The organism is Flavobacterium panici (assembly GCF_024499525.1).
GTDB lineage: Bacteria > Bacteroidota > Bacteroidia > Flavobacteriales > Flavobacteriaceae > Flavobacterium > Flavobacterium panici.
This window is the reverse complement of sequence record NZ_CP100437.1, coordinates 5,270,070-5,283,208: the sequence shown is the minus strand read 5'-3', so window position 1 is coordinate 5,283,208 and position 13,139 is coordinate 5,270,070. Positions and strand designations below refer to the sequence as shown.

The window sequence follows — 13,139 nt, the reverse complement described above, 5'->3', positions numbered from 1 at the left end:
TGCTTATACCGTTTCAAAAACCAAAATTGTACATACCAAAAAAAGAAAAAAAATGAAAAGTGCTTTAGAAACAAAACCTGATATCAGCTATAAAAGCGCCGGAAAATTTGAAGAAACACGATTTGAAAAAATTCACAACGAAATCTTCAAAAGTTCTGCTGAAGCATCGGTAATTGTAGCGCAGGAAATCGCTCAGTTAATTAGATCTAAGCAGGAAAAAAAGAAATCTTGCGTGCTTGGTTTGGCAACAGGATCTTCTCCTATAAAAGTATATGAGGAATTAGTTAGAATGCACAGAGAAGAAGGACTAAGCTTTAGCAATGTAATCACTTTTAACCTGGATGAATATTATCCAATGAATAGAGAAAACAATCAGAGCTATCATTATTTCATGCACCAGCATCTTTTTAATCATATTGATATTAAACCTGAAAATGTTAATATTCCTGATGGTACAGTTTCTATTGATGAATTAAATCAATATTGTATCGACTATGAAATGAATATTAAACAAGCTGGAGGTTTAGACTTTCAGTTATTAGGAATTGGACGTACAGGTCACGTTGGTTTCAACGAGCCAGGTTCACACATCAATTCCGGAACAAGAATTATTACACTGGATCACATTACAAGAGTAGATGCTTCGTCTGACTTTAACGGAATCGACAACGTTCCCAAAAGAGCCATCACAATGGGAGTTTCTACCATTATGAGATCTAAAAGAATCGTATTAATGGCTTGGGGACAAAACAAAGCCGATATCATCAAGAGAACCGTTCAGGGTGATATTAGTTCTGAAGTTCCTGCGACATTTTTACAAAATCATCCAAATGCAACTTTCGTATTAGATCAATCTGCGGCATCAGAGTTAACACGTTTTAAAACACCTTGGCTTGTTGGAGAATGTATTTGGACACAAGAATTAAAAAGTAAAGCGATTGTTTGGCTTTGTCAAAAAACAAACCAATCTATTTTAAAATTAACAGACCGTGATTACAACAACAACGGTATGTCTGATTTATTAGCACAAGAAGGTTCTGCTTACGATTTGAACATCAATATGTTTAACGTATTGCAGCACACCATTACTGGATGGCCGGGTGGAAAACCAAATACAGACGATTCTCATCGTCCGGAAAGAGCCAATCCAGCTAAAAAAAGAGTTATCCTTTTCAGTCCGCATCCAGATGATGACGTGATTTCGATGGGAGGAACATTTTCAAAATTGATTAAACAAGGTCACGATGTACACGTAGTATATCAAACCTCTGGAAATATTGCAGTTACAGATGATGAGGCATTAAAATTTGCTGAGGTTTGTAATGATTTCACTGGTGGAAATCTTCCAAAAGACATCAACTTCAAATCTGTAATTGAATTTTTAAATAACAAATCAGAAAATCAAATCGATTCTCTGGAAGTTAGAAAACTAAAAGGATTAATTAGAAGAAGAGAATCTTATGCAGCAACAAGATACATTGGCTTAAAAGATGAAAATACACACTTTTTAGACCTTCCTTTTTATGAAACAGGGCAAGTTAAAAAGAATCCGTTAGGACCAGAAGATATTGCTATTGTAAAAGATATTATTGCAAAAATAAAACCACATCAGGTATTTGCAGCAGGTGATCTTGCCGATCCGCACGGAACGCACGAAGTTTGTCTGAATGCTATTTTTGCGGCAATGAAACAATTAAAACCAGAAAAATACATGGACGACTGCTGGCTATGGCTTTACAGAGGAGCTTGGCACGAGTGGGATATTCATGAAATAGATATGGCGGTACCACTTTCTCCGTCAGAAGTTTTATTAAAGCGTCATGCCATTTTATACCATCAGTCTCAAAAAGACAGGGTAATGTTTCAAGGAAACGATTCTCGAGAATTCTGGGTAAGAGCGGAAGATCGAAATAAAAATACAGCTGTACTGTATGATGAATTGGGACTGGCAGAATACGAAGCTATTGAAGCTTTTAAACGTTTTGATTATTAAAGTTGTTTTTTTTAGATTCGGGTGAGAGCGAATCAAATTTCAAAATTCAGATGGACCTCAAAGCGATAAGTGAGGTAAGCAGAAGTCTTTCTGAGTTTTGTTTTTTTCTAATTTAAATGGATGTTTCAGAAAAGCATCTGACCAAAAAAAATAAAAATGAAATATTTATTTGTATTACTATTAGCGGGTGTAACAGCAGGTGCTCAGGTTAAAAAAGAGCAGTTGAACCTTATGCCCTGGCCTCAGAATGTTGTTGTAAATGATGGAAATTTTACTTTAAGCAAAAATTTTAAAGTTAATATTTCCGGAAATCCAAATCCAAGAATTTTTGGTGGAGTAACTCGTTTTTTGCGCCGATTAGATGGTAGAACAGGTATATTTTTCGAACAAGGTTTTATTTCTAAACTAAACGAATTTCCAAACGCTGAATTACAGATTAACTGTGATAAAAACGGGAAAATTGGTTTATACGAAGATGAAAGTTACAGCTTAGATATAAAATCAAACAAAATAACGATCAATGCAACAAGCGATTTAGGTGCTTTGCACGGATTAGAAACGTTATTGCAATTGCTGCAAAATGACAGCAAATCATTTTATTTTCCGGTATCTCAAATCTCAGATTTTCCAAGATTTACCTGGAGAGGTTTAATGATCGATGCAGCAAGACATTTTCAGCCTGTAGATGTTATCAAAAGAAATATAGATGCATTGGCAGCAATGAAAATGAATGTTTTTCACTGGCATTTAGTTGATGACCAAGGCTGGAGAATTGAAACTAAAAAACATCCAAAATTAATTGAATTAGCTTCGGATGGATTGTATTACACACAAGAGGAAATTAGAAATATCGTAAAATATGCTGATGAGCGCGGTATTTTAATAGTTCCGGAAATAGATGTTCCGGGTCACGGATCTGCAATACTTACGGCTTACCCGGAAATAGGAAGCAAAGTGATCACATTGACAGGAGGAACTTCTGAAAAAAATATTCAAGGTACAGCAATTAGTACCTATGGAATTGAAAGAAATGCGGGAATTTTTACTCCAACATTAGATCCTTCAAATCCTAAAACGTATAAAATCTTAAATGAACTTTTTGATGAGGTATGCCCATTATTTCCCGGAGCTTATTTTCATATTGGGGGAGATGAGAACGAAGGGAAAGATTGGGATGCCAATCCGAAAATTCAGGAATTTAAAAAGAAACATAATTTAAAAACAAACCACGAATTACAAACGTATTTCACCATGCAGCTGGCTCCGATGCTTAAAAAACACGGAAAACAATTAATGGGCTGGGAAGAAATCTTAACCAAAGATCTTTCAAAAGAAGCAATTGTACATTCATGGAGAGGTCCAAATGAAGGAGTTGCACCAGGACAGTCATTAGTTGATGCTGTAAAAAAAGGCTATAAAACAGTTTTATCAAATGGGTATTATATTGACTTAATGTATCCGGTTGCAAGTCATTATTTAAATGATCCGATGCCAAAAGGTGCTGATTTAACAGCAGAAGAAAAAGCAAGGATTTTAGGCGGCGAAGCTACAATGTGGACAGAACTTACAACACCAGAAACGATAGATTCAAGAGTTTGGCCAAGAACTGCTGCAATTGCAGAAAGACTTTGGTCTGCTGAAACTGTTACTGATCTTGCCAGTATGCGTAAACGTCTTGAAAACGTTTCTTTTAGATTAGAAGAATTAGGATTAACACATATTAAAAACAAAGATGTTATTCTAAGAAATATCACGAATAATCAAAATCTGGAATCGATTAATGAGTTTTCTAATGTTTGTGAACCGTTAAAAGGATATACAAGAAACAAAGGTGGAACAGAATATCAAATGTATTCTCCGCTAACACTTTTTGCTGATGCATGTACTCCAGATGCTAAAGAATCTTTAGCTTTTAATGATGCAGTAACACAATATTTAGCAAATAAATCAGAAGAGAATAAAGCAAAAGTTGCATCATTTTTCAATAAATGGATTACCCTAAATAAAGGATTAATTGAGTTGAGTGCAAATGCACCTTTAGTGCAGCCAATTCTTCCTTTGTCAAAAAAATTAAGTGATGCATCGCAGGAATTACTGCTTGTTTTAGATAATAAATCGACTCTTAAAGCTGCAGATTTAAAAAGCTTAATAGAGCAATGTAATACAAAAGATCATGCTGACGTCGAGTTGTCAGTTTATGAGAGTTTAAAGAAATTAATTTAAGGTTTGGTTTGAATTAGTATTTAGTAAGTTTAAGTTACCACTAATGTTTTGAGTGTTAGTTATCTCTGCCAGAAGTAACCTCTGGTAGAGGTAATTATGTTAAACTTCGCAAATCTCATTTTAGTCTTCGAATAATATAAAATATAAAAAAATAACCACTAACGGAGTATTAACATTTTAAAAAACCAAATAGAAAGAATACCTAAACATGACAACAAAAGAGTATAGATTGATGAGTAGTCCCAAATTTATCATTTGTATTTAATATTAATTTTTTTAAAAATTATAAATAAATATCAATCACTACTATTGGCTAATGATTATGAAAAATCAGTAATAGTAATATTTATCTATAGAATTTAATTTGAGTTTATTTCCAATCGACGCAGCCTTCCAACCTGTGTTGAGCGAAACCTGGCAGTAAAAACTGCTTCGGCCCAATTATTTATTTTCTATTAACCAATATTTATTAATTATGAAACATTATTACAGATTGCTCTTTTTGTTATTGTTTCCCCTACTTGCGTTGGCCCAACCCGCCCACGGAAAGAAAGTAGTGGGGTATTATGCGCAATGGTCTATTTATGCCCGGGATTTTAACGTTCCGAAAATTGATGGAAGTAAAATTACGCATTTGAATTATTCTTTTTATGGCACAACGTATGATCCGGCACATCCGGAGAATACAAAATTAAAATGTTTGGATACCTATGCTGATTTTGAGCATATGGAAGGTGGAATCCCGTGGGATGCTCCGGTAAAAGGAAACTTTTATGACTTGAAAAAGTTAAAAGAAAAGTATCCTCATTTAAAAGTCTTAATTTCTGTTGGAGGCTGGACAAAAGGCCAGGATCTTTCTCCAATTGCTGCAAGTCCTGTGGCAAGAGCTGCATTGGCTGCAGATATGGCAAACTTCATTGTTACTTATCCGTTTATTGATGGTTTTGATATCGATTGGGAATATCCTCTTTCGGGTGGAACTGACGGTACAGAAATTGTAAATGGTTCGCCTGTTCCTCCGCAAAAATACAGTCCGGATGACAACAAAAATTTAGTTTTATTATTGAAAGCAATGCGTCAGGCAATGCCGAATAAATTAATCACTATCGCAGCTGGAAACAATGTTAGAAAGGTTTCTCAGCAATATTTAGGACCAAATAACAGATCTCAATATGGAATGACAGAAGACATTTCTACTTATTGCGATTATATCACTTATTTCGGATATGATTTTGGTGGAAACTGGTATGACAAAACATGCTACAATGCTCCTTTATATGCAAGTGGAAATCCAAACGATCCTTTGTATGGCGCAACACAATCTGAATCATTGGACGAATTAACAAATCAATATCTAAACGTAATTGGTTTCCCGGCAAATAAATTAATTATGGGATTACCTTTCTACGGAAAGAAATTTGATCACGTTGCCACTAATTCAACAAACGGATTATTCGTTTCAGCTCCAAGAGATATAGTTGGAGGATGTACAAATCCGCAAAATCCTATCGGGACTTGGGATGGTTCAGGAGCGTGCGAACGTTCAGGAAGTATCGAAATTTGTGATTTAGTCGGAAATCCTGTTACAAACTCACATGCTTATTTAGATCCAAATACAATGCAGGTTACATCAAGTGCAGCTTCAGCAGGATGGGTAAGATATTTTGATAATACGACTAAAGTTCCTTATTTATATAATGCTACTAGAAAAGAATTTATTTCTTATGAAGATAAGCAGTCGATAGATTTAAAAGTTCAGTATATAAAATCAAGAAACTTAGCTGGAGGAATGATCTGGGAATTATCTCAGGATACGAGAGGTTCAATTCCAAATTCATTATTAAGTCAGGTTGATACTTCTTTTGGAAGCGTTGTTCCGGGAACAGTAAGTATTTCTGGTTCTGCAAAAAATGGATCAGCTTTAGTTACAGATGTTACGGTTGAATTGCGTAATGCTAGTAATGCAGTAATTCAGACAATAGTTTCGGCTACAGGGAATTTTACATTCAACAGCCTAACTTCTGGACAAAATTATACTGTTACAGCACTAAAAGCGACTTATACTTTTACTCCGGTAACTTTAACAAACGTTGTTGTGAACCAAACAGGAGTTATCATCAACGGAACACAGCCAACTTACACAGTAAGCGGAACAGTTCTTAACGGAAGCACTGGAGTTTCTGGCGTAACAGTTTCTGCAGTTTCAGGAAGTTCAACATTAACAGCAGTTTCAAATGCAAGCGGAGTTTACAGCGTTGCAGGTTTAACAGCTGGATTAAATTATACAGTTACTGCTGCAAAAACTGGATTTTCATACACGCCAGCTTCTACAGTTTACAACGCAATTGATTCAAACAAAACGTTGAATTTTACCCAGGGAGCAGCAGTTGTAACTTATACAGTAAGCGGAACAGTTCTTAACGGAAGTACTGGAGTTTCTGGTGTAACAGTTACAGCAGCTTCTACAGCAGGAAATGTTACTGCAACAACTAATTCAAGCGGAGCTTATTCACTTACATTGGCTTCTGGCGGAAATTATACAGTAACAGCTGCTTTAACAGGACAAACTTTTACTCCTGCATCAACAGTTTACTCTAACTTAAATGCCAATAAAACATTAAACTTCTCACAAGATGTTATTGTAGTTCCTTCAAGCAAAATCAGCGGAACAGTTAAAAACGGAACAACTCCGGTTGCTGGTGCAAAAGTAGAGATCGTTTTACCTTGGACAGACAGTACACACAACTGGAAAAGCGTTTTAGCAACAACAGATTCACAAGGAAAATACAGTTTTGATAATTCAGTTGTAGCAGGTTACACAACCGTTACAAGTTTGAAATTAAACTCTTGGGAAAACGGAGAAACAGCTTATTTTCCAAATAATCTGGCAAATTTCCCAGTTCCTGCAAACCCAACAGTTTATAACTTTAATACAAGTTCTACAGCAAAAGCAGCACAAGTTCAGGCAAACTTAATTAGCGGAACAGTTAAAAACGGAACAACTCCGGTTGCTGGTGCAAAAGTAGAAATCGTTTTACCTTGGACAGATAATACACATAACTGGAAAAGTGTTTTAGCAACAACAGATGCATCAGGAAATTATACTTTCGATAATTCAGTTGTAGCAGGTTATTCACAAATTTTAAGTTTGAAATTAAATACATGGGAAAATGGTGAACAGACTTATTATCCAAATAATTTAGCGAACTTTGCAGTTCCAACAACTCCAACAGTTTATAATTTTAATAGACAAGCGGTGGTTGCGACTAAACCTGTAGTTACTATTACAGCGCCAACAGCTTCGGCGATTGCTATAAATTTAGGATCATCAATTAATTTTGTTGCAACTGTTGGATTAAGTGCTGCAGATGCTACTACAATCTCATCTGTTGTATTTAGTTTAGACGGACAAACTATAAGTGCTAGCAATTCTTCAGGAACTTATACATCGACTTGGACGCCAGCAGCAAATCAGTTTGGGGTTTCTCATACGTTAACTGTTACGGCTACTGCATCAAACGGAACAACAGAGGCAAAAACATATAGTTTTACATTAACTTGTTCAGGTTCAAATTGTCCTAATTCATTACCAGTAATTACTTGGAATTCACCATCTGCTACTGTATACCAAAATTCTTTCCAGGCTGTGCCAATTTCAGTTACAGCTGTAGATAGTAACGGATCAGTTTCAGGTGTTACGATTACAATAAACGGAGGTACATTTAACATGACAGCAGGTACAAATAATACCTATACGTATAATTTTACACCATCTGCTTATCAGGATTATCCAGTTGTTATCAAAGCAACCGATAATCAATCTGGTGTAACTACATTAAACAATACCATTAAAATTGCCCAAGTAGGTACAAATAGATTCATTCCGCTTCCATCTAAAATTATTTTAGGATATGCACATTCTTGGGAAAATGCGGGTGCTCCATTTTTATATTTTTCTCAAATGGTGGGAAGTAAATTTAACGTAGTTGACTATTCTTTCGTAGAAACAGTTAATCGTGATGGTTACACACCAGTATTAACTACAAATGACAATAGATATTTGACCAATGGTGTTTTCAATAAGCAATTGTTGAAAAATGATATAAAATCATTAAGAGATAGCGGCGTTCCTGTTATTGTTTCTATTGGAGGTCAAAATGGTCATGTTGTTTTAGAGAATGTTACTCAAAAAAATATTTTTGTTAATGGTCTAAAAGCAATTATCGACGAGTATCAATTTGATGGAGTTGATATTGATTTTGAAGGTGGATCGATGAATTTTAGTGCAGGAAATCTAAGAGATATTTCTTATGCGGGAATTTCTGCTTATCCAAGATTGAAAAACGTAGTAGATGCTTTCAAAGAATTAAAAGCTTACTATGGCCCAGGATTCTTATTAACTGCAGCTCCGGAAACACAATACGTACAAGGAGGATATTCTACTTATACTGATACATTTGGTTCTTTCCTTCCAATCATTCAAAACTTACGTAATGAATTAGATTTGTTAGCGGTACAATTGTATAATACAGGAGGAGAAAACGGATTAGATGGTCAATATTACGGTTCAGCTAAGAAATCAAATATGGTTACAGCCTTAACTGATATGGTGATAAAAGGGTATAACATTGCTTCAACAGGAATGCATTTTGATGGGTTGCCAGCTTCAAAAGTTCTTATTGCATTACCGGCTTGTCCGAGTGCAGCAGGAAGCGGTTATTTAACACCGCAAGAAGGAATAAATGCTATGCATTATTTAAGAACCGGAACTACTTTTTCTGGAAGAACATACACTATGCAGCCGGGCGGACCATATCCTTCTTTAAGAGGCTTAATGACTTGGTCTGTAAACTGGGATGCATCTTCTTGTGGTAATTCATCTGAATTATCTAAAGCGTATGCAGCTTATTTCGCATCACAAGGTGCAGCAAAAACATTAGCTCTTGATGATATTTCTTCAAAAAGCAATGCTACGATAGCATATTTTAAAAACAATGCATTATCAGTTTCAAATGAAAACGAAGATATCGCCCAAGTTGATGTATTCAACATTGTTGGACAAAATTTAGTAAGTCACAGAAACGTTCAAAACAATAAAGAAGTATTGCTTCAAAGTCATAGTTTCTCAACTAAACAATTGTTTTTAGTTGTAGTAACAGACAAATCTGGAAACAAGAAATCATTTAAAGTAATGAACTTTTTAAACTAGAATAAAAGGATTGAAAATTTAGAAATAAAAGTATTGGGACGGTTAAAATTGAGTTTGGTTATTTATTTTTTAATCTAATTTTTATTTCGAATAAATGCAGTGAATTAAGGAGATTTGTTATTTGGTTTTCTCCTTGAGGATCGCATTATGAACCTGGCAATTATATTGCCAGGTTTTTTTATGTTTTATAATGAAATAAAGGGATGATTATTTTTTAGGAGCTATTTCCTGCTATCCGTTCCAATCTTTTGTGTCTCGTTAAAGAAACGAGACACAAAAGGATTTCCACTACTATCAGGGCTAGGACATTAAGTTTCATTAAACATTTTGTTCCTCAGGATGACAAGATTATGGTGGACTATAAAAAGTGAATAAAATCCGCATAATCCGCGTTTTCGCGATAGTGAATCCGTATTATCCGCGTGCCATTTCTTCACCATTAAAACCCAAATTGCAAACTATTTTAAGTACTTTTGACTCCAGAATTATCGCATAAAATCTTTATGAAAAACTTCATCACCATTACAATCGCATTTTTATTTTTCACTTTTTCTTTCGCTCAAAATAAATTCGGAAATCCGGAAGTAAATCCCATTCAAATTCAAAAAACTTTTGGAGATTGGTCTGCCTATCAAAGTAAAAAAATAATGCTTTCCAGAGATTTTATTGCACTTGATTCTTCTTCAAAAGAAATTTCAAAAGAAGCTTTTTTAGATCAGTTAGCAAATGGAAATTTCATTCCAGTTAGATTAAAATCACAAGATTCGGTTTACTATTACAAGCTATTCAAAATTCAGCCAAAAACAGATACCAGTATAAAAGCGACGATCAACCAAATTGGTTTTGACGCTCTTAAAAACTATAAGATGGAAGGAACTGCTTTTCCTCCATTTTTATTTAAAGATTTAAATGGAAATGAAGTTTCAAACGAAACAATGAAAGGAAAAATAATCGTTATAAAATGCTGGTATATTCACTGTACACCATGTATAAGAGAATTTCCGCAGGTAAATAAACTAACAGAAGAATATAAAGACCGAAAAGATATTCTATTTATAAGTTTAGCCGAAGATTCGCCGGAACAATTAAAAACATTTTTAGAGAGAAAAACCCTTTCATATGCTGTAATTCCAGACATGAAAGAATACATGAATGAATCTTTACAGCTAAATTCATTTCCAACACATTTTATTCTAAACAAAGAAGGATTGATTTCTAAAGTCCTGCCAAATTTCGAAAGCTTAGAAGTGGCTTTAGCGAAAGAAAGTAAGCTATAATTGAATTAATCTCGCAAAGTTACCTCATTTTTGTCATTTCGAGGAACGAGAAATCTTCGTAAGCAGCTCCGCAACGATAAGCTAATCTTTGTCGAGTTTCTTGCGAAGATTTCTCGTTCCTCGAAATGACAAGATTGCGTAATAATCATCTGCGTAAAACAAAACTCTGCGTCTTTGCGCCTTTGCGAGAAAATCCTCGTTCGCATAAAAAAACTTAGTCCCTTTGCACCTTTGCAACTCTGAACCTTTTTCACTACTTTTGCACCAAATTAATTAAAAAGACATTCATGTTAACAGTCAATAATTTATCAGTTCAATTTGGCAAACGAATTTTGTTTGACGAAGTAAATACCACATTCACTCACGGAAATATTTACGGCGTTATTGGAGCCAATGGTGCTGGAAAATCTACATTTCTAAAAATCATTTCAGGCGATATGGACCCAACTTCGGGACATATTCATTTAGAGCCGGGAAAACGTATGTCGGTTTTAAACCAAAATCACAACATGTTCGACGAACATACCGTTTTGGAAACCGTTTTAATGGGAAATAAAGTTCTGTATGCTGTTAAAAAAGAAATGGATGAACTTTATTTAGACTACAACGATAAAAATGCAGACAGAATAGGGGAGCTTCAGGTTCAGTTTGAAGAAATGAACGGATGGAACGCTGATTCTGACGCTGCTGCAATGTTGTCTAACTTAGGAATCAACGAAGAGCATCATTATACATTAATGGGCGATATGGAAGGAAAAATGAAAGTTCGTGTGCTTTTGGCGCAAGCACTTTTTGGAAATCCAGATTTGCTTATTATGGATGAGCCTACCAACGATTTGGATTTCGAGACAATCGCTTGGTTAGAAAATTTCTTAGCAAACTATGAAAACACTGTAATTGTAGTATCTCACGACCGTCACTTTTTAGATGCCGTTTGTACACATATTTCTGATATTGATTTCGGAAAAATCAATCACTATTCAGGAAATTATACTTTCTGGTACGAGTCTAGCCAATTAGCGGCAAAGCAACGTGCACAGCAAAACAAAAAAGCAGAAGAGAAGAAACAAGAACTTGAAGAATTTATTCGTCGTTTTAGCGCAAACGTTGCAAAATCGAAACAAGCAACTTCTCGTAAAAAAATGATTTCTAAATTGAATATTTCTGAAATCAAACCTTCAAGCCGTCGTTACCCTGCGATTATTTTCGATCAGGATCGTGAAGCTGGAGATCAGATTTTAAATGTAGAACACCTGTCAGCTTCTGTAGATGGTGAACTTTTGTTTAAAGATGTTCATTTAAATATGGCAAAAGGAGATAAAATCGTTCTTTTCTCTAAAGATTCACGTGCTACAACTGCTTTCTATGAAATTTTAAACGGAAACCAAAAAGCAGATTCAGGAACTTTTGATTGGGGAATTACAACAAACCAAGCCTATCTTCCTGCTGAAAATCATTCTTTCTTCGAAAATGATTTAACTTTAGTAGATTGGTTACGCCAATACGCTAAAACAGAAGAAGAACGTGATGAGGTATTTATTAGAGGTTTCTTAGGGAAAATGATTTTCTCTGGAGAAGAAGCTTTAAAAACAAGCCGAGTTTTATCTGGAGGAGAAAAAGTACGTTGTATGCTTTCCAGAATGATGATGGAACGTGCTAATGTTTTAATGCTAGATGAGCCGACAAATCACTTAGATTTGGAGTCTATTACAGCATTCAATAACTCATTAAAAAACTTTAAAGGTTCTGTAATTTTTACAACGCATGACCACGAGTTTGCACAAACTGTTGGTAACAGAATCGTAGAATTAACACCAAACGGAGTAATTGACCGTTACATGACATTTGACGAATATCTTGATGATGAAAAGATTCAGGAACAAAGAAAGAAGATGTACAATCTTTAATATAAGACCTTACAACTTTGTCAAAGTTTTAGACTTTGACAAAGTTCTACATTCATAAAAAAAACCCAAATTCCAATTAAAATAGAATTTGGGATTTTTTGTATGTCTTATTTACTGCCGAACATTTTTGCAAAGATCCAGATAACAATCGCAATTATAAAAATCACAATAAATATCCCGAATCCCATTCCGGCTTTAAAAATGTCTCCAATAACTTCGCAGCTTGTAAATGAAAATAGTATTACGAATACCATTAACAATCTTGTAATTTTATTTTGCATGATTCTGAGTTTTTAAATTTCTATATTAAAATTACTTCAGAAATCAGCAAAATGTCTTATACAATTTTTGGAAAAAGTTTTAGGATTTGGATTCTAGTTTTACAGATTTTTTTTGCGAATGTTTTAAGTCCATTTCTTTGATGAAAGAATTACGATTAAAATTTTTTACAAATCCTGACTTTTCTCCTTTTTCTAATTCTTTAATTATATTTTCTTTTTTGAACATTTTTTTTCTGATTTACACTTTGT

7 protein-coding genes are annotated in these 13,139 nt (G+C 34.5%); 5 read left to right on the top strand and 2 right to left on the bottom strand.

Annotation, left to right across the window (positions count from 1 at the left end; all coding sequences use genetic code 11):
- Positions 1–52 precede the first annotated feature (52 nt).
- The 5 genes from nagB (at position 53) to NLJ00_RS21975 (ending at position 12,609) form a co-directional block, all read left to right on the top strand.
- Entirely contained in the window at positions 53–1,993 is a 1,941-nt protein-coding gene (gene nagB / locus NLJ00_RS21995; protein ID WP_256635426.1) for a glucosamine-6-phosphate deaminase, read from the top strand.
- 156 nt (positions 1,994–2,149) lie between these two features.
- On the top strand, positions 2,150–4,216 hold the full coding sequence (locus tag NLJ00_RS21990; protein WP_256635425.1) for a beta-N-acetylhexosaminidase: 2,067 nt from the start codon (positions 2,150–2,152) through the stop codon (positions 4,214–4,216).
- 475 nt (positions 4,217–4,691) lie between these two features.
- Positions 4,692–9,425, top strand: a complete 4,734-nt coding sequence (gene chiA, locus NLJ00_RS21985; protein ID WP_256635424.1) for a T9SS-translocated chitinase ChiA — start codon at positions 4,692–4,694, stop codon at positions 9,423–9,425.
- A 503-nt stretch (positions 9,426–9,928) separates the two neighbouring features.
- Complete coding sequence (locus NLJ00_RS21980; protein ID WP_256635423.1) at positions 9,929–10,702, top strand: TlpA family protein disulfide reductase; 774 nt, start codon at positions 9,929–9,931, stop codon at positions 10,700–10,702.
- A gap of 287 nt (positions 10,703–10,989) precedes the next feature.
- Positions 10,990–12,609: an ABC-F family ATP-binding cassette domain-containing protein gene (locus NLJ00_RS21975; protein WP_053470154.1), complete on the top strand. Its 1,620-nt coding sequence runs from the start codon at positions 10,990–10,992 to the stop codon at positions 12,607–12,609.
- Between the two features lie 107 nt (positions 12,610–12,716).
- On the opposite strand, the gene NLJ00_RS21970 is transcribed toward NLJ00_RS21975, so the two are convergent.
- Together NLJ00_RS21970 and NLJ00_RS21965 are read right to left on the bottom strand one after the other, a co-directional pair.
- Entirely contained in the window at positions 12,717–12,890 is a 174-nt protein-coding gene (locus NLJ00_RS21970; RefSeq protein ID WP_165871969.1) for a hypothetical protein, read from the bottom strand.
- A 79-nt stretch (positions 12,891–12,969) separates the two neighbouring features.
- Complete coding sequence (locus NLJ00_RS21965) at positions 12,970–13,116, bottom strand: hypothetical protein (protein WP_256635422.1); 147 nt, start codon at positions 13,114–13,116, stop codon at positions 12,970–12,972.
- Positions 13,117–13,139: the final 23 nt, after the last annotated feature.

Excerpts from the sequence above, each read along its gene's own strand:
- NLJ00_RS21965 (WP_256635422.1), bottom strand. The coding sequence starts at position 13,116 with ATGTTCAAAAAAGAAAATATAATTAAAGAATTAGAAAAAGGAGAAAAG.
- NLJ00_RS21970 (WP_165871969.1), bottom strand. The coding sequence starts at position 12,890 with ATGCAAAATAAAATTACAAGATTGTTAATGGTATTCGTAATACTATTT.
- NLJ00_RS21980 (WP_256635423.1), top strand. The coding sequence starts at position 9,929 with ATGAAAAACTTCATCACCATTACAATCGCATTTTTATTTTTCACTTTT.
- NLJ00_RS21975 (WP_053470154.1), top strand. The coding sequence starts at position 10,990 with ATGTTAACAGTCAATAATTTATCAGTTCAATTTGGCAAACGAATTTTG.
- nagB (WP_256635426.1), top strand. The coding sequence starts at position 53 with ATGAAAAGTGCTTTAGAAACAAAACCTGATATCAGCTATAAAAGCGCC.
- chiA (WP_256635424.1), top strand. The coding sequence starts at position 4,692 with ATGAAACATTATTACAGATTGCTCTTTTTGTTATTGTTTCCCCTACTT.
- NLJ00_RS21990 (WP_256635425.1), top strand. The coding sequence starts at position 2,150 with ATGAAATATTTATTTGTATTACTATTAGCGGGTGTAACAGCAGGTGCT.